The 15,596-nt window shown below is 55.1% G+C and carries 19 protein-coding genes; 18 read left to right on the top strand and 1 reads right to left on the bottom strand.

All coding sequences use genetic code 11. The features are described from left to right. Window positions 1-103 precede the first annotated feature (103 nt). Window positions 104-913, bottom strand: coding sequence for a propanediol diffusion facilitator PduF (pduF, locus tag OGW17_RS06010; RefSeq protein ID WP_012131772.1), 810 nt, complete (start codon window positions 911-913; stop codon window positions 104-106). Between the two features lie 523 nt (window positions 914-1,436). Here pduF and pduA point away from each other — a divergent pair. The 18 genes from pduA to pduU are packed head-to-tail and all read left to right on the top strand — an operon-like array spanning window position 1,437 to window position 15,596. Continuing rightward, window positions 1,437-1,721 (top strand): propanediol utilization microcompartment protein PduA, encoded by a 285-nt coding sequence (gene pduA, locus OGW17_RS06005; RefSeq protein WP_001183618.1) that lies wholly within the window; start codon window positions 1,437-1,439, stop codon window positions 1,719-1,721. Next, window positions 1,718-2,530 (top strand): propanediol utilization microcompartment protein PduB, encoded by an 813-nt coding sequence (gene pduB / locus OGW17_RS06000; protein WP_012131771.1) that lies wholly within the window; start codon window positions 1,718-1,720, stop codon window positions 2,528-2,530. Before pduA ends, pduB begins: the two co-directional genes overlap by 4 nt. Before the next feature lie 18 nt (window positions 2,531-2,548). Then, window positions 2,549-4,213, top strand: coding sequence for a propanediol dehydratase large subunit PduC (gene pduC / locus OGW17_RS05995; protein ID WP_047462720.1), 1,665 nt, complete (start codon window positions 2,549-2,551; stop codon window positions 4,211-4,213). Between the two features lie 10 nt (window positions 4,214-4,223). After that, window positions 4,224-4,898 (top strand): propanediol dehydratase medium subunit PduD, encoded by a 675-nt coding sequence (gene pduD / locus OGW17_RS05990; protein ID WP_047462718.1) that lies wholly within the window; start codon window positions 4,224-4,226, stop codon window positions 4,896-4,898. A gap of 14 nt (window positions 4,899-4,912) precedes the next feature. Further along, a complete protein-coding gene (gene pduE / locus OGW17_RS05985) occupies window positions 4,913-5,431 on the top strand; it encodes a propanediol dehydratase small subunit PduE (protein WP_012131768.1) in 519 nt (172 codons plus the stop codon). A 15-nt stretch (window positions 5,432-5,446) separates the two neighbouring features. Beyond that, a complete protein-coding gene (locus OGW17_RS05980; protein ID WP_071258869.1) occupies window positions 5,447-7,279 on the top strand; it encodes a diol dehydratase reactivase subunit alpha in 1,833 nt (610 codons plus the stop codon). Continuing rightward, window positions 7,269-7,619, top strand: coding sequence for a glycerol dehydratase reactivase beta/small subunit family protein (locus OGW17_RS05975; protein ID WP_058669354.1), 351 nt, complete (start codon window positions 7,269-7,271; stop codon window positions 7,617-7,619). The genes OGW17_RS05980 and OGW17_RS05975 overlap by 11 nt, the downstream gene beginning before the upstream one ends. 19 nt (window positions 7,620-7,638) lie before the next feature. Continuing rightward, window positions 7,639-7,914 carry a propanediol utilization microcompartment protein PduJ gene (gene pduJ, locus OGW17_RS05970; RefSeq protein WP_004853788.1) on the top strand — a complete coding sequence of 92 codons (276 nt, stop codon included), beginning with the start codon at window positions 7,639-7,641 and terminating at the stop codon, window positions 7,912-7,914. Between the two features lie 24 nt (window positions 7,915-7,938). Next, on the top strand, window positions 7,939-8,403 hold the full coding sequence (locus tag OGW17_RS05965; protein WP_047462701.1) for a BMC domain-containing protein: 465 nt from the start codon (window positions 7,939-7,941) through the stop codon (window positions 8,401-8,403). A gap of 11 nt (window positions 8,404-8,414) precedes the next feature. Beyond that, the gene (locus OGW17_RS05960; RefSeq protein ID WP_012131764.1) at window positions 8,415-9,047 is read left to right on the top strand and encodes a phosphate propanoyltransferase; all 633 of its coding nucleotides are present in this window, start codon (window positions 8,415-8,417) and stop codon (window positions 9,045-9,047) included. After that, complete coding sequence (gene pduM / locus OGW17_RS05955) at window positions 9,044-9,535, top strand: microcompartment protein PduM (protein WP_012131763.1); 492 nt, start codon at window positions 9,044-9,046, stop codon at window positions 9,533-9,535. The genes OGW17_RS05960 and pduM overlap by 4 nt, the downstream gene beginning before the upstream one ends. 3 nt (window positions 9,536-9,538) lie before the next feature. Then, window positions 9,539-9,814: a EutN/CcmL family microcompartment protein gene (locus OGW17_RS05950; protein WP_071258870.1), complete on the top strand. Its 276-nt coding sequence runs from the start codon at window positions 9,539-9,541 to the stop codon at window positions 9,812-9,814. A 10-nt stretch (window positions 9,815-9,824) separates the two neighbouring features. After that, window positions 9,825-10,832, top strand: coding sequence for a two-domain cob(I)yrinic acid a,c-diamide adenosyltransferase PduO (pduO, locus tag OGW17_RS05945; protein WP_071258872.1), 1,008 nt, complete (start codon window positions 9,825-9,827; stop codon window positions 10,830-10,832). Further along, window positions 10,829-12,214, top strand: a complete 1,386-nt coding sequence (gene pduP / locus OGW17_RS05940; RefSeq protein ID WP_012131760.1) for a CoA-acylating propionaldehyde dehydrogenase PduP — start codon at window positions 10,829-10,831, stop codon at window positions 12,212-12,214. Before pduO ends, pduP begins: the two co-directional genes overlap by 4 nt. A 10-nt stretch (window positions 12,215-12,224) precedes the next feature. Further along, window positions 12,225-13,337 (top strand): 1-propanol dehydrogenase PduQ, encoded by a 1,113-nt coding sequence (locus tag OGW17_RS05935; protein ID WP_012131759.1) that lies wholly within the window; start codon window positions 12,225-12,227, stop codon window positions 13,335-13,337. Continuing rightward, window positions 13,334-14,689: a 4Fe-4S dicluster domain-containing protein gene (locus OGW17_RS05930; protein WP_071258874.1), complete on the top strand. Its 1,356-nt coding sequence runs from the start codon at window positions 13,334-13,336 to the stop codon at window positions 14,687-14,689. Before OGW17_RS05935 ends, OGW17_RS05930 begins: the two co-directional genes overlap by 4 nt. 2 nt (window positions 14,690-14,691) lie before the next feature. Next, window positions 14,692-15,246, top strand: a complete 555-nt coding sequence (pduT, locus tag OGW17_RS05925) for a propanediol utilization microcompartment protein PduT (protein ID WP_012131757.1) — start codon at window positions 14,692-14,694, stop codon at window positions 15,244-15,246. Further along, window positions 15,246-15,596 (top strand): propanediol utilization microcompartment protein PduU, encoded by a 351-nt coding sequence (gene pduU, locus OGW17_RS05920; protein WP_024130207.1) that lies wholly within the window; start codon window positions 15,246-15,248, stop codon window positions 15,594-15,596. The genes pduT and pduU overlap by 1 nt, the downstream gene beginning before the upstream one ends.

Raw genomic sequence — 15,596 nt, 5'->3', positions numbered from 1 at the left:
CAATAACAAAAGTCTCCCATCCGTGGGAGACGTTTTGACCAGTTCGTGAAACCAGATCACGAAATGATTTTACGTGTTTCAAAAATACATACGTCCCGTCGTGTTAACGTCCATTTTCCTCCAGCTTACAGGTATTGCACGGTAAATTTTTACCAATCAGGTAACGATAAACCGCAGCTCCGGCGCAAGCTCCGACAATCGGCGCAATAATCGGCACAATAAAATAAGGAATATCGCGCCCCCCGGTCATGGCAATGTCTCCCCAACCGGCAAACCACGCGAATAATTTTGGACCAAAATCACGCGCCGGATTCATCGCAAACCCCGTAAGCGGCCCGGTAGACGCCCCGATAACGGCAACCAAAATACCGATAAGCAAAGGCGCCAGCGGCCCTTTAGGAACCCCATTGCCATCATCGGTCAGCGCCATGATCATCCCCATCAGAATCGAGGTAATGACCACTTCGACCAGCGCCGCCTGCCATACGCTCAGCGCGGCTGCCGGGTAGGTACTGAAAATACTGGCAAGTTGCAGACTCTCCACGCTGCCGCGCACCATATGGTTCGCCGCTTCAAACTCGGTAAATAAGCTACCGTAGAGCAGATAGGCCAACAGCGCGCCGCCGAACGCTCCGGCAACCTGAGCGATAGAATAAGGCAAGACCTTTCGCCCTGGGAAACAGGCAAACAACCACAGCGCAATGGTAATCGCCGGGTTCAGGTGCGCGCCCGATATCCCGGCCGTGAGATAAACGGCAAGCGAGATCCCAAGCCCCCAAATGATGCAGATCTCCCATAGCCCCAGACTCGCACCCGCAACTTTTAATGCACTCAGGCAACCGATACCAAAGAACAAAAACAGCCCGGTGCCCAAAAACTCGGCAATACATTGTGCTTTTAGTGAATCGTTCATTGTGACACCTTCTAAGCAGAGTTCGTGTCTTTACCAGCACAACGCCGTACTGGCAGTAGAGTACAACGAGCATCACTATAAAAAGCGGCACCTGTAAATTGTTGGCAATCTGCCGTTAACCTGCCCCGAAAAATCGTGTTGCTATAGCAAAATATTGCTCTCTGTTTATTCTCCAGGGCAATAATGGAGCGTACTCTAACGAATAAAATGCCAGATTAGGAATAATAAAAAATTGCGATCACCAGATATTCGTTTTCAAACAAATATCACAATTCCATTTTTCGCGTAGCAAAACTTATTTATTTTGTCATCCTGCAAAATGTAAAAATGGAATAGCGAAAACGAAATAATCATATCAAAAACAGCACATTAAACCTTTAAATTCAGTGAGTTATAAAAAATCACAGCAATTTAGTGCTATTGAGAACCCATTATTTTTTCATTCTCTTTTTAAAGTCAGCCATTCTTTTTCCTCGCTTCTTTTTATAGTCATCAACATCGGGACAACCCAGGCGAGGTCTTTATGCAACAAGAAGCATTAGGAATGGTAGAAACCAAAGGCTTAACCGCAGCCATAGAGGCCGCAGACGCAATGGTGAAGTCAGCCAATGTGATGTTAGTCGGCTACGAAAAAATTGGCTCCGGGCTGGTAACGGTCATCGTTCGCGGTGACGTTGGCGCAGTAAAAGCGGCAACCGATGCGGGCGCCGCTGCCGCACGCAACGTGGGAGAAGTGAAAGCCGTACACGTTATTCCACGCCCTCATACCGATGTAGAAAAAATCTTACCGAAGGGAATTAGCCAATGAGCAGCAATGAACTGGTGGAACAGATCATGGCGCAGGTGATTGCCCGTGTGGCAACGCCAGAACAAACGGCCATTCCTGAAGAAACCCACCCAATACGAGAGACGGCTATGGCAGAGAAAAGTTGCAGTTTAACGGAATTTGTCGGCACCGCGATTGGCGACACCGTCGGTCTGGTGATCGCAAATGTGGACAGTGCCTTACTGGAAGCGATGAAGCTGGAAAAGCGCTACCGCTCCATCGGAATCCTTGGCGCGCGAACTGGCGCAGGCCCGCACATTATGGCCGCCGATGAAGCAGTAAAAGCGACCAATACCGAAGTGGTCAGCATTGAGCTTCCCCGCGATACCAAAGGCGGCGCAGGCCACGGCTCGCTGATTATTTTAGGCGGCAACGATGTTTCGGACGTGAAGCGCGGCATTGAAGTTGCGCTGAAAGAACTCGACCGGACGTTCGGCGACGTATACGCCAATGAAGCCGGGCATATCGAGCTGCAATACACCGCCCGCGCCAGCTATGCGCTTGAAAAAGCCTTTGGCGCGCCAATTGGCCGCGCCTGCGGCGTGATTGTCGGCGCCCCCGCCTCCGTTGGCGTGCTGATGGCGGATACCGCGCTGAAATCCGCCAATGTTGAGGTCGTGGCTTACAGCTCTCCGGCACACGGCACCAGCTTCAGTAACGAAGCCATTCTGGTGATTTCCGGGGATTCCGGCGCGGTGCGTCAGGCGGTTATTTCAGCCCGTGAAATCGGCAAAACCGTTCTGTCCACTCTCGGCGCGACGCCGAAAAACGATCGTCCGTCCTATATCTGATATCCGTGAGGCTGATTCATGAGATCGAAAAGATTTGAAGCACTGGCGAAACGCCCTGTGAATCAGGACGGCTTCGTTAAGGAATGGATCGAAGAAGGCTTCATTGCGATGGAAAGCCCGAACGACCCCAAACCGTCGATTAAAATCGTTAACGGCGCGGTCACCGAGCTGGACGGCAAAGCCGCCAGCGAATTTGACCTGATCGACCACTTTATCGCCCGTTACGGTATTAACCTGGCGCGCGCGGAAGAAGTGATGGCGATGGACTCGGTCAAACTCGCCAATATGCTGTGCGATCCAAACGTCAAACGCAGCGACATCGTTCCGCTCACCACGGCGATGACGCCAGCAAAAATCGTTGAAGTCGTCTCACACATGAACGTGGTAGAGATGATGATGGCGATGCAAAAAATGCGCGCCCGCCGTACGCCTTCTCAGCAGGCGCATGTCACCAACGTGAAAGACAACCCGGTTCAGATTGCTGCCGATGCCGCAGAAGGCGCGTGGCGTGGGTTTGATGAGCAAGAGACAACGGTTGCGGTCGCGCGCTACGCCCCGTTCAATGCTATCGCTCTGCTGGTGGGCTCCCAGGTCGGTCGTCCGGGCGTATTAACGCAGTGTTCACTGGAAGAAGCCACCGAACTGAAGCTCGGTATGCTGGGCCACACCTGCTACGCCGAAACCATTTCCGTCTATGGTACTGAACCGGTCTTTACCGATGGCGACGATACCCCCTGGTCAAAAGGCTTCCTCGCCTCTTCCTATGCCTCTCGCGGCCTGAAAATGCGCTTTACCTCGGGGTCGGGTTCCGAAGTACAGATGGGCTATGCTGAAGGCAAATCAATGCTCTATCTGGAAGCCCGCTGTATCTATATCACCAAAGCCGCAGGCGTTCAGGGTCTACAGAACGGTTCTGTCAGCTGCATCGGCGTTCCTTCCGCCGTACCGTCAGGCATTCGCGCCGTACTGGCGGAAAACCTGATCTGCTCCGCGCTGGATCTGGAATGCGCCTCCAGTAACGACCAGACCTTCACCCACTCCGATATGCGTCGTACCGCGCGTCTGCTGATGCAGTTCCTGCCGGGTACTGACTTCATCTCTTCGGGTTATTCCGCCGTACCGAACTACGACAACATGTTTGCCGGTTCAAACGAAGATGCGGAGGACTTCGACGACTACAACGTTATCCAGCGTGACCTGAAAGTGGACGGTGGTCTGCGTCCGGTTCGCGAAGAAGACGTTATCGCCATCCGTAATAAAGCCGCGCGCGCGCTGCAAGCCGTGTTTGCCGGAATGGGGCTGCCGCCGATTACCGATGAAGAGGTTGAAGCCGCAACCTACGCTCACGGCTCGAAAGATATGCCTGAACGTAACATCGTCGAAGACATCAAGTTCGCGCAAGAGATCATCAACAAAAACCGTAACGGTCTGGAAGTGGTGAAAGCCCTTGCAAAAGGTGGTTTCACCGACGTCGCGCAAGACATGCTCAACATCCAGAAAGCCAAGTTAACCGGAGACTATCTGCATACCTCCGCCATTATCGTCGGCGACGGGCAGGTGCTCTCTGCGGTGAATGACGTCAACGATTATGCCGGTCCGGCAACAGGTTATCGCCTGCAAGGCGAACGCTGGGAAGAGATTAAAAACATCCCTGGCGCACTCGATCCCAACGAACTTGGCTAAGGGGTGAAAAATGGAAATTAATGAAAAGCTGCTGCGCCAGATAATCGAAGACGTGCTGTCCGAAATGCAAACCAGCGATAAGCCCGTCTCCTTTCGCGCACCGACAGCATCAACTTCGCCGCAAACCACAGCGCCGCAAGGCGACGGTTTTCTGACGGAAATTGGCGAGGCCAGACAAGGTACGCAGCAGGATGAAGTGATCATTGCCGTGGGCCCGGCATTTGGCCTGTCGCAGACCGTGAATATCGTCGGCTTGCCGCACAAAAATATCCTGCGTGAAGTGATCGCCGGTATTGAAGAAGAAGGCATTAAAGCCCGCGTGATCCGCTGCTTTAAATCCTCTGACGTGGCGTTCGTCGCCGTTGAAGGCAACCGCCTCAGCGGCTCCGGCATTTCAATCGGCATTCAGTCAAAAGGCACTACCGTTATCCATCAGCAAGGGCTACCGCCGCTCTCCAATCTGGAGTTATTCCCTCAGGCGCCGCTGCTGACGCTGGAAACGTATCGTCAGATTGGCAAGAACGCCGCGCGCTATGCGAAGCGTGAGTCACCACAACCGGTTCCGACCTTAAATGACCAAATGGCGCGCCCGAAGTACCAGGCGAAATCCGCCATTCTGCACATTAAAGAGACGAAGTATGTCGTGACGGGCAAAAACCCGCAGGAACTGCGCGTGGCGCTTTAACAAAGGATACCTCCATGAATACCGACGCAATTGAATCGATGGTTCGGGACGTGTTGAGCCGCATGAACAGCTTGCAGGGCAACGCACCTGCTCCGGCCGCAGCAAGCGCATCAACGCATACCGCAAAAGTGACGGATTATCCGCTGGCGAATAAACATCCAGAATGGGTAAAAACCGCCACCAATAAAACGCTGGATGAATTCACGCTGGAAAACGTCCTCAGCGACAAAGTGACCGCACAGGATATGCGTATCACGCCGGATACGCTGCGCATTCAGGCGGCTATCGCCAGAGATGCCGGACGTGACCGCCTGGCGATGAACTTTGAGCGCGCAGCGGAACTGACCGCCGTACCGGACGATCGAATCCTTGAAATTTACAACGCCCTGCGTCCATACCGTTCGACGAAAGAAGAGCTGATGGCTATCGCAGACGATCTGGAAAATCGCTATCAGGCGAAGATTTGCGCAGCTTTCGTGCGTGAAGCGGCAACGTTATACGTCGAGCGTAAAAAACTCAAAGGTGACGATTAATTTTAGGGAAATACGATGCGATACATAGCTGGCATTGATATTGGCAACTCATCAACAGAAGTCGCGCTGGCGCAGCTGGATGAGGCTGGCGCGCTGACCATTACCGGCAGCGCGCTGGCGGAAACCACCGGAATTAAAGGCACATTACGAAATGTGTTTGGTATTCAGGAGGCGCTTACGCTTGCGGCAAAAAACGCAGGCATCAATGTCAGCGATATTTCGCTTATCCGCATCAACGAAGCCACACCGGTCATTGGCGATGTCGCGATGGAAACCATCACGGAAACCATCATTACCGAGTCCACAATGATCGGCCATAACCCTAAAACCCCAGGCGGGGTCGGTCTGGGTGTGGGAGTGACCATTACGCCGCAAGAGTTATTAACCCGCCCGGCGGATACGCCTTATATCCTGGTCGTGTCATCGGTGTTCGATTTCGCCGATGTCGCCACCATGATTAACGCCTCCGTACGCGCCGGATATCAACTCACCGGCGTCATTTTGCAGCAAGATGACGGCGTCCTGGTCAGCAACCGCCTGGAACAGCCTTTACCGATCGTCGATGAAGTGCTCTATATCGACCGGATTCCGCTGGGCATGCTGGCCGCAATTGAGGTTGCCGTACCAGGGAAAGTGATTGAAACGCTCTCTAACCCTTACGGTATTGCCACGGTTTTCGGCCTTAATGCCGAAGAAACCAAAAATATCGTCCCTATGGCGCGCGCGCTGATTGGCAATCGCTCCGCCGTCGTCGTGAAAACGCCATCAGGGGATGTCAAAGCACGCGCCATTCCCGCCGGGAATCTGGAACTGCTTTCTCAGGGACGCACGCTCCGTGTAGATGTTGCCGCCGGTGCTGAAGCCATCATGAAAGCGGTGGGCGAATGCCGCAAGCTGGACAACGTGACCGGCGAAGCAGGCACCAATATTGGCGGCATGCTGGAACATGTACGCCAGACCATGGCGGAACTGACCAATAAGCCCAGCAACGAGATCTTCATTCAGGATTTGCTGGCTGTCGATACTTCCGTTCCGGTGAGCGTTACCGGCGGGCTGGCAGGCGAATTTTCTCTGGAGCAGGCCGTAGGCATCGCCTCAATGGTGAAATCCGACCGTCTGCAAATGGCGATGATCGCCCGTGAAATCAAACAAAAGCTGAGTGTTGACGTTCAGGTTGGCGGTGCTGAGGCTGAAGCGGCGATTTTAGGCGCGTTGACGACTCCCGGCACCACGCGTCCGCTGGCGATTCTCGATTTGGGCGCAGGTTCGACAGATGCCTCCATCATCAATCCCAAAGGGGAGATCATTGCCACCCACCTCGCAGGGGCTGGCGATATGGTCACGATGATTATTGCCCGTGAACTGGGTCTGGATGACCGCTATCTGGCAGAAGAGATTAAAAAATATCCGCTCGCGAAGGTGGAAAGCCTTTTTCATCTGCGTCACGAAGATGGCAGCGTCCAGTTTTTCCCCACCCCGCTGCCGCCAGCCGTATTTGCCCGCGTATGTGTGGTGAAGCCTGATGAACTGGTTCCATTACCCGGCGATTTAGCGCTGGAAAAAGTACGCGCCATTCGCCGCAGCGCCAAAGAGCGGGTTTTCGTCACTAACGCGCTGCGCGCGCTGCGCCAGGTCAGCCCGACCGGCAACATTCGTGACATTCCTTTTGTCGTGCTGGTTGGCGGATCGTCTCTGGATTTCGAGATCCCGCAACTCGTCACCGATGCGCTGGCGCACTATCGCCTGGTGGCCGGTCGCGGCAACATTCGCGGCACAGAAGGCCCGAGAAATGCGGTCGCGACCGGGCTGATTCTCTCCTGGCATAAGGAGTTCGCGCATGGACAGTAACGCCAGTACCCCGGCTATCGTTATTTCGACCATCGATGACGGTATCACGGTCTGGAAAGAGGTGCTTCTCGGTATTGAAGAAGAAGGTATCCCCTTTGTTATCCAGACGCAGACTGACGGTGACGTGACCCATTGCGCCTGGCAGGCGGCTCGTCGGTCTCCGCTACTCGTCGGCATAGCCTGCGACAAAGAAAAGCTGGTTGTGCATTACAAGAATTTACCCGCATCAGCGCCGCTTTTTACGCTGATGTATCACCAGGACAGCCATGCCCGGCGAAGTGCTGGTAACAACGCGGCAAGGTTAGTCAAAGGGATCCCCTTTCGGGATCTGAATACCTAAGCAACAGGAGAATCGCAGTATGAACAACGCACTGGGACTGGTTGAAACAAAAGGGTTAGTCGGCGCTATCGAAGCCGCTGACGCCATGGTGAAGTCCGCCAACGTGCAACTGGTGGGCTATGAAAAAATCGGCTCCGGCCTGGTCACCGTTATGGTTCGCGGTGATGTTGGCGCGGTTAAAGCGGCAGTCGATGCGGGAAGCGCCGCAGCAAGCGCCGTGGGCGAGGTGAAATCTTGCCACGTTATTCCACGTCCGCACAGCGACGTTGAGGCCATTTTACCCAAGTCAGCCTAAACGGCCGCAACCAAGGAGCACAGCGTGAAGCAATCACTGGGATTACTTGAAGTTAGTGGTCTGGCATTAGCCATCAGTTGCGCGGATGTCATGGCGAAAGCCGCTTCCATCACGCTGGTGGGGCTTGAGAGAACCAACGGTTCTGGCTGGACGGTGATCAAAATCACCGGTGATGTGGCCTCCGTGCAGTCCGCCATCATCACCGGTGCCAGTTTTGCCGATCAGCAGCAGGGGCTGATCGCCCACAAAGTTATCGCCAGGCCTGGGGAGGGGATTCTTTCCCGCGCGACGGTTATTCCGCCCGCGCCCATGCCAGCCCCGGAACCTGAAACAGAACCTGAATCTGAACCTGACGTCGTGGTTGTAGAAGAGTCAGTACCGGAAGCAGAACCCGAAGCCGGAATGGTCAGTTGCAATCTCTGTCTTGACCCTGCCTGTAAGCGGCAAAAAGGCGAGCCCCGGTCACTCTGCCTGCATTCAGGTAAGTGAGGTAAAGCGTAATGGATAAACAGCTTCTGGAAACAACCGTCAGCAAAGTGCTGGATGAAATGCGTGAGCGCCCTATTCCTCTGGGTGTTTCCAACCGTCATATCCATCTTAGCGCTGAAGACTATGCCCGGCTTTTCCCTGGTCAGCCAATCAGCGAGAAAAAAGCGCTGCTCCAGCCTGGGCAATATGCGGCCGACCAGACCGTCACGCTTATTGGCCCTAAAGGTCAGCTAAAGAATGTGCGCCTGCTCGGCCCCCTTCGCCGTACCAGCCAGGTTGAGATTTCCCGCACCGATGCCAGAACATTGGGCATCGCTGCGCCGCTGCGCATGTCGGGAGACCTTAAAGGAACGCCAGGCATTCGTCTTGTCAGCCCCTTCGCCGAGCTGGATCTCGCCTCCGGCGTGATTGTCGCCCAACGCCACATTCATATGTCGCCGCTTGATGCGTTGATATTTCGCGTTGCGCATGGCGACAAAGTTTCTGTCGCTATTGAAGGCAATGCGCGCAGGCTGATTTTCGACAACGTCGCGATTCGCGTCTCTGCGGATATGCGTCTTGAAATGCACATCGACACAGATGAAGCCAATGCCGCAGGCGCCGACAGCCCGGACGCGTTTGCCACTCTGGTTACACCGCGATGAACGGCGAGATGTTGCAGCGCATTATTGAGGAGGTCATCTCCCGCTTGCAGCGTCGGGCGGAAAGCACGGCCACGCTCAGTATTTCGCAACTGCGGGAGGCCGATTCCCGCGCGCTGTTTTGTCAGTATGCGGCGCTGCATATTGTGCAGGCGGATCTGCCTTCGCTGACGTATATCGCAGAGCAGGATGCTGACGACCCTGTAGCGAAGAAAATCCATGACGCACTGGCATCAGGTATTCGTCTACAGATATCCCTGCACCATCGCCTGTTGCCGTCGCTGCCGGTGAAAAAGCTGGCGCGTCTGCCCATCAGGCTGGTCGATGAACGAGGGCAAACAATCTGCCTGCATCCGACCACTCTTTTGAGTTACGCCGACGTCGCTCTACTCGCGGGGCAATTACTGGTGCTGCGTCGTCGCTGTGTCGTCACCGCTCTGGCCCGTGAAGCCGCCAGCGCGCGGAATATTCAACTTATTAAGCAGGAGTGAACCATGCATCTGGCACGAGTCACAGGCGCGGTGGTATCCACGCAAAAATCGCCCTCTCTGGTTGGGAAAAAACTTTTGCTGGTACGTCGGGTAAGTGTCGATGGAGAGCTTCCCGACCCGCCCATTACCGGAGATGAGGTTGCCGTCGATTCCGTCGGCGCTGGCGTGGGTGAACTGGTTTTACTCAGCAGCGGCTCCAGCGCCAGACATGTTTTTTCCAGCCCGAACGAGGCCATCGATCTGGCCATTGTCGGCATCGTAGACACGCTTTCTCATTAAGGAGCGGATGATGGCGATTTATACCCGAACAGGAGATTCCGGCACTACGGCCTTATTTACCGGCCAACGGGTCAGTAAAACGCATCCACGCGTCGAAACCTACGGCACGCTGGATGAACTCAATGCAGCGCTGAGTTTATGCGTTTGCGCCACAACCTGCGCGCAACACCGCACGTTGCTCGAATCTATTCAGATGCAGATATTCTGGTTTAGCGCCGAACTCGCCAGCGAAAGCGAGCAGCCGTCGCCGGAGCAGCGCTATATCAGCGCGGAAGATATTGCCGCGCTTGAAGCGGCTATTGATACCGCGATGGGACGCGTTACGCCTTTACACAGTTTCATTTTACCTGGCCGTTGCGAAGCCGCGAGTCGCCTGCACTTTGCCCGCACGCTTGCCCGCCGGGCTGAAAGACGTCTGGTCGAGCTGTCGGCAACCGCCAGCGTCAGGCACGTCCTGATGCGCTACATCAACCGCTTATCTGATTGCTTGTATGCGCTGGCGCGCGCCGAAGATCATGACGCTCATCAGAACAACATCATTCGGGAGGTCACTGAGCGCTACCTGGCCTCAAACCCGGCCTCTGTCGTCAAGGAACGCTCTATGACCCTCTCTTTTCACGAGCTTCATCAGTTAACTCGTTCAGCGGTGGCGCGGGCGGAGGCGCTTCAGGTTCCTGTGGTCGTCAGCATTGTGGATGCCAACGGCACCGAAACCGTGACCTGGCGTATGCCGGACGCTCTGCTGGTGAGCAGTGAACTGGCACCGAAAAAAGCCTGGACCGCCGTCGCCATGAAAACAGCCACCCACGAACTGGCTTGCGCCGTTCAGCCGGGCGCTTCGCTCTACGGTCTGGAAAGCCATATGCAGGGGAAAGTCGTCACTTTTGGCGGCGGATTCGCGTTATGGCGTGATGGTCTGCTCATTGGGGGTCTTGGCATCAGCGGCGGGAGCGTTGAACAGGACATGGATATTGCACAAGCCGCCATTGCGGCAATTAACGTGAGAACACATCAATGAATACTTCTGAACTGGAAACCCTCATCCGTAATATTTTAAGCGAACAGTTGGCGCCTGCGCAGGCCGAAACGCAAGGACACGGTATTTTTCAGTCCGTCGGCGAAGCGATAGACGCGGCGCATCAGGCTTTCTTACGTTATCAGCAGTGTCCGCTCAAAACGCGCAGCGCCATTATCAGCGCCCTGCGCCAGGAGCTTACGCCGCATCTTGCCACGCTGGCGGCGGAGAGCGCAGCGGAAACGGGGATGGGAAACAAAGAAGATAAATTTCTTAAAAACAAAGCCGCGCTGGATAACACGCCAGGCATTGAGGATTTGACAACCACGGCCCTCACCGGCGATGGCGGCATGGTGCTGTTTGAATATTCACCGTTCGGCGTCATTGGTTCCGTCGCGCCCAGCACCAACCCTACCGAAACCATTATTAACAACAGCATCAGTATGCTGGCTGCGGGCAACAGCGTTTATTTCAGCCCGCATCCTGGCGCGAAAAACGTCTCACTCAAATTGATCGGCATGATCGAAGATATCGCTTTCCGCTGCTGCGGCATCCGTAATCTGGTCGTCACTGTCGCAGAACCGACTTTTGAGGCAACCCAGCAAATGATGGCGCATCCCAATATTGCGGTGCTGGCTATTACTGGCGGCCCCGGCATTGTTGCGATGGGAATGAAAAGCGGTAAAAAGGTCATTGGCGCCGGGGCGGGCAATCCGCCCTGTATCGTTGATGAGACCGCCGATATCGTCAAAGCGGCCGAAGATATCATCAACGGCGCAGCGTTCGATTACAACCTGCCCTGCATCGCAGAAAAAAGTCTGATTGTCGTGGAGAGCGTCGCTGAGCGCCTGGTTCAGCAAATGCAGGCTTTCGGCGCATTGCTGTTAAACGCTGCGGATATCGATAAATTACGCGCCGTCTGCCTCCCGGAAGGTCACGCGAATAAAAAACTGGTCGGGAAAAGCCCGGCCGCCATGCTGGAAGCCGCCGGTATTGCCGTTCCCGCAAAACCGCCGCGTTTGCTTATCGGTATCGTCAGTGCCGACGATCCGTGGGTAACCAGCGAACAGTTGATGCCAATGCTACCCGTCGTGAAGGTCGATAATTTCGACAGCGCGCTGGCACTGGCGCTGAAAGTTGAAGAAGGCCTGCACCATACCGCCATTATGCACTCGCAGAATGTCTCTCGCCTGAATCTGGCGGCGCGCACCTTACAGACCTCTATTTTTGTGAAAAACGGCCCTTCCTATGCCGGTATCGGCGTTGGCGGCGAAGGGTTTACCACCTTTACCATCGCCACCCCGACCGGCGAAGGGACAACCTCGGCACGCACATTTGCCCGTTCCCGTCGCTGCGTACTGACCAACGGCTTTTCAATTCGCTAATGAGGTCGTTATGAATACGTTTTCACTACCAACCCGATTGTACAGTGGCAGAGGAAGTCTGGATGTGCTGACGCGTTTTACAAACCGGCATATCTGGATTATCTGTGATGGATTTCTGGCGCAATCACCGCTGATCAATACGCTGCGCGACGCCCTTCCAACGGATAATCGCATCAGCATATTCAGCGACATCACCCCGGACCCTACCATCGGTACGGTAGTGCAAGGTATTGCGCAAATGCATGCCCTGCGACCGGATGTGGTCATCGGCTTTGGCGGAGGATCGGCGCTCGACGCGGCAAAAGCCATCGTCTGGTTCAGCCGTCAGTTCGGCATCGAAATTGAAACCTGTGTTGCAATTCCCACCACCAGCGGCACCGGTTCCGAAGTCACCAGCGCATGCGTCATTAGCGATCCAGAAAAGGGCATTAAATATCCGTTATTTAATAAAGCGTTGTATCCAGATATGGCTATTCTCGACCCGACGCTGGTTGTCACCGTTCCGGCAAATATTACCGCCAACACGGGGATGGACGTCCTGACGCATGCGCTTGAAGCATATGTGTCTCCGCACGCCAGCGACTTCACTGACGCGCTGGCGGAAAAAGCCGCGCAAATCGTCTTTCAGTATCTGCCCGTTGCGGTCAGGAAAGGGGATTGTCTGGCTACCCGTGGGAAGATGCACAACGCCTCAACGCTGGCGGGAATGGCGTTTAGTCAGGCTGGACTGGGGCTGAACCATGCTATTGCCCATCAGTTAGGCGGCCAGTTTCATCTACCGCACGGGCTTGCCAATGCGCTGCTGCTGACATCGGTCATCCGCTTTAACGCCCACGATCCCCGGGCGGCAAAACGATACGCAAGACTCGCGAAAGCCTGTCAACTCTGCCCCGCCAGCGCAAACGAGACGTCATGCCTCAATGCGCTGATTCATCAGATTGAGCAGCTCAAAACGCAGTGTGCAATTCCTTCATTCGCCCAGGCGCTTAAAGAGGGACGACAGGCGTATTCACAACGAATCCCTGTCATGGTTCAGGCGGCGCTGGCTGATGTGACGTTAAGAACCAACCCGCGTACCGCCGATGCCAGCGCGATCCGGGAACTTCTTGAGGCGTTGTCATGAATACCGTCAGCGCCATTGAACAGGATAGCTATGATGCGCAAACCATACGCGATCGAGTACGTGCTGCGGGCGTGGTTGGCGCCGGGGGGGCGGGTTTTCCCGCCCACGTCAAACTACAGGCGCAGGTTGAGATCTTTTTGGTTAATTCTGCTGAATGTGAACCGATGCTCAAGGTTGATCAGCAATTAATGGCGCAGCAGCCCGCGCGCCTGATTCGCGGCGTGCAGTACGCCATGAAGGCAACCGGCGCACGCGAGGGGATTATTGCGTTAAAAGAAAAATACCGCGATGCGATTGAGGCATTAACCCCCCTGCTACCTTCCAGTATCAGGCTGCATATTTTACCGGATGTCTACCCGGCCGGGGACGAAGTGCTGACCATCTGGATGGCGACAGGCCGACGCGTTCCGCCTGCGGCGTTACCGGTGAGCGTCGGCGTGGTGGTCAATAATGTTCAGACCGTACTGAATATCGCCCGTGCGGTAGAACAACAGTATCCCGTAACGCGCCGCACTCTTACCGTTAACGGCGCGGTTGCGAGGCCGCTGACCGTCACCGTTCCTGTCGGTATGTCTTTACGCGACGTTTTAGCACTTGCAGGCGGCGCCACCGTTGATGACCCCGGATTGATTAACGGCGGCCCCATGATGGGAAGCCTGGTGACATCGCTGGATTCACCGGTGACAAAGACCACCGGCGGCCTGCTGGTGTTACCAAAAAACCATCCCTTGATTCAGCGGCGAATGCAGGATGAACGCACCGTTTTGTCTGTTGCAAAAACCGTTTGCGAGCAATGCCGGTTATGTACTGATTTATGCCCCAGGCATTTGATCGGCCATGAGTTATCTCCCCATTTGCTGGTACGCGCGGTGAACTATCAACAGGCCGCGACACCGCAACTCCTGCTTAGCGCGCTGACGTGTTCAGAATGCAATGTTTGCGAAAGCGTGGCATGCCCGGTGGGGATCTCCCCCATGCGCATTAACCGCATGCTGAAACGTGAGCTACGGGCGCAAAACCTTCGTTACGAAGGCCCGCTGAATCCTGCCGATGAAATGGCGAAATATCGGCTGGTGCCGGTTAAGCGATTGATTACCAAACTGGGGCTCAGCGACTGGTATCACGACGCACCGTTAACGGACGTCGCCCCTTCAACAGACAAAACGACGCTGCTCTTGCGTCAGCATATTGGCGCCAGCGCCGTTCCCTGCGTGCAAAAAGGTGAACGCGTTGTCCGTGGGCAGTGTGTCGCCGATATGCCATCTGGCGCGTTAGGCGCTCCCGTTCACGCCAGTATTGACGGCATTGTCAGCGACATTACTGAACACGCCATCACGGTTGTAAGAGGTTAACCATGTCTCAGGCTATAGGTATTTTAGAACTCACCAGCATCGCTAAAGGAATGGAAGCAGGCGATGCCATGCTGAAAAGCGCCAGCGTCAATTTACTGGTCAGTAAAACAATCTGTCCGGGTAAATTTTTACTGATGCTGGGCGGCGATGTCGGTGCGGTACAGCAGGCCATCGAAACGGGCACATCGCTGGCCGCAGACATGCTCGTGGATAGTCTGGTGCTACCTAATATTCATGCCAGCGTGCTGCCTGCGGTCAGCGGGTTGAACAGCGTTGATCAACGTCAGGCCGTAGGGATCGTGGAAACCTGGAGCGTAGCAGCCTGTATCAGTGCCGCCGATCGCGCCGTTAAAGCCTCCAACGTGACGCTGGTGCGTGTCCATATGGCGTTCGGTATTGGCGGAAAATGTTACATGGTGGTGGCAGGCGATGTCTCCGATGTCAACAACGCCGTTACGGTAGCCAGTGAAAGCGCAGGCGAAAAAGGACTGCTGGTTTACCGCGCCGTGATCCCCCGTCCGCATGAAGCCATGTGGCGACAGATCGTGGAGGGATAATGGAAAAGCAACCGACAACGGAACGCATGATTCAGGAGTATGTTCCCGGGAAACAGGTAACGCTGGCGCATCTGATTGCTAACCCAGGCAAAGATCTCTTTAAAAAACTGGGTCTGCCGGATGCGGTGTCCGCTATTGGGATCCTGACCATTACGCCCAGCGAAGCCTCGATTATTGCCTGCGATATCGCCACCAAATCCGGCGCGGTCGAGATTGGTTTTCTTGACCGTTTCACCGGGGCCGTCGTGCTGACTGGCGATGTCTCAGCCGTCGAGTATGCGTTAAATCAGGTGACCAGAACATTGGGAGAAATGATGTGTTTTACCGCCTGCCCAATTACCCGGACATAA

Origin of the sequence: Citrobacter sp. CK181 (assembly GCF_030333595.1) — a bacterium.
In the GTDB taxonomy this organism is placed as follows: Bacteria; Pseudomonadota; Gammaproteobacteria; order Enterobacterales; family Enterobacteriaceae; genus Citrobacter_B; species Citrobacter_B koseri.
This window is presented reverse-complemented; position numbering and strand designations above follow the sequence as displayed.

Bases quoted from the DNA above. Each gene is read 5' to 3' on its own strand.
- pduA (WP_001183618.1), top strand. From the start codon at position 1,437: ATGCAACAAGAAGCATTAGGAATGGTAGAAACCAAAGGCTTAACCGCA.
- pduM (WP_012131763.1), top strand. From the start codon at position 9,044: ATGAACGGCGAGATGTTGCAGCGCATTATTGAGGAGGTCATCTCCCGC.
- OGW17_RS05975 (WP_058669354.1), top strand. From the start codon at position 7,269: ATGGACAGTAACGCCAGTACCCCGGCTATCGTTATTTCGACCATCGAT.
- pduJ (WP_004853788.1), top strand. From the start codon at position 7,639: ATGAACAACGCACTGGGACTGGTTGAAACAAAAGGGTTAGTCGGCGCT.
- pduP (WP_012131760.1), top strand. From the start codon at position 10,829: ATGAATACTTCTGAACTGGAAACCCTCATCCGTAATATTTTAAGCGAA.
- pduF (WP_012131772.1), bottom strand. From the start codon at position 913: ATGAACGATTCACTAAAAGCACAATGTATTGCCGAGTTTTTGGGCACC.
- OGW17_RS05980 (WP_071258869.1), top strand. From the start codon at position 5,447: ATGCGATACATAGCTGGCATTGATATTGGCAACTCATCAACAGAAGTC.
- OGW17_RS05935 (WP_012131759.1), top strand. From the start codon at position 12,225: ATGAATACGTTTTCACTACCAACCCGATTGTACAGTGGCAGAGGAAGT.
- pduE (WP_012131768.1), top strand. From the start codon at position 4,913: ATGAATACCGACGCAATTGAATCGATGGTTCGGGACGTGTTGAGCCGC.
- OGW17_RS05960 (WP_012131764.1), top strand. From the start codon at position 8,415: ATGGATAAACAGCTTCTGGAAACAACCGTCAGCAAAGTGCTGGATGAA.
- pduO (WP_071258872.1), top strand. From the start codon at position 9,825: ATGGCGATTTATACCCGAACAGGAGATTCCGGCACTACGGCCTTATTT.
- pduU (WP_024130207.1), top strand. From the start codon at position 15,246: ATGGAAAAGCAACCGACAACGGAACGCATGATTCAGGAGTATGTTCCC.
- OGW17_RS05930 (WP_071258874.1), top strand. From the start codon at position 13,334: ATGAATACCGTCAGCGCCATTGAACAGGATAGCTATGATGCGCAAACC.
- OGW17_RS05950 (WP_071258870.1), top strand. From the start codon at position 9,539: ATGCATCTGGCACGAGTCACAGGCGCGGTGGTATCCACGCAAAAATCG.
- pduT (WP_012131757.1), top strand. From the start codon at position 14,692: ATGTCTCAGGCTATAGGTATTTTAGAACTCACCAGCATCGCTAAAGGA.
- pduC (WP_047462720.1), top strand. From the start codon at position 2,549: ATGAGATCGAAAAGATTTGAAGCACTGGCGAAACGCCCTGTGAATCAG.
- pduB (WP_012131771.1), top strand. From the start codon at position 1,718: ATGAGCAGCAATGAACTGGTGGAACAGATCATGGCGCAGGTGATTGCC.
- pduD (WP_047462718.1), top strand. From the start codon at position 4,224: ATGGAAATTAATGAAAAGCTGCTGCGCCAGATAATCGAAGACGTGCTG.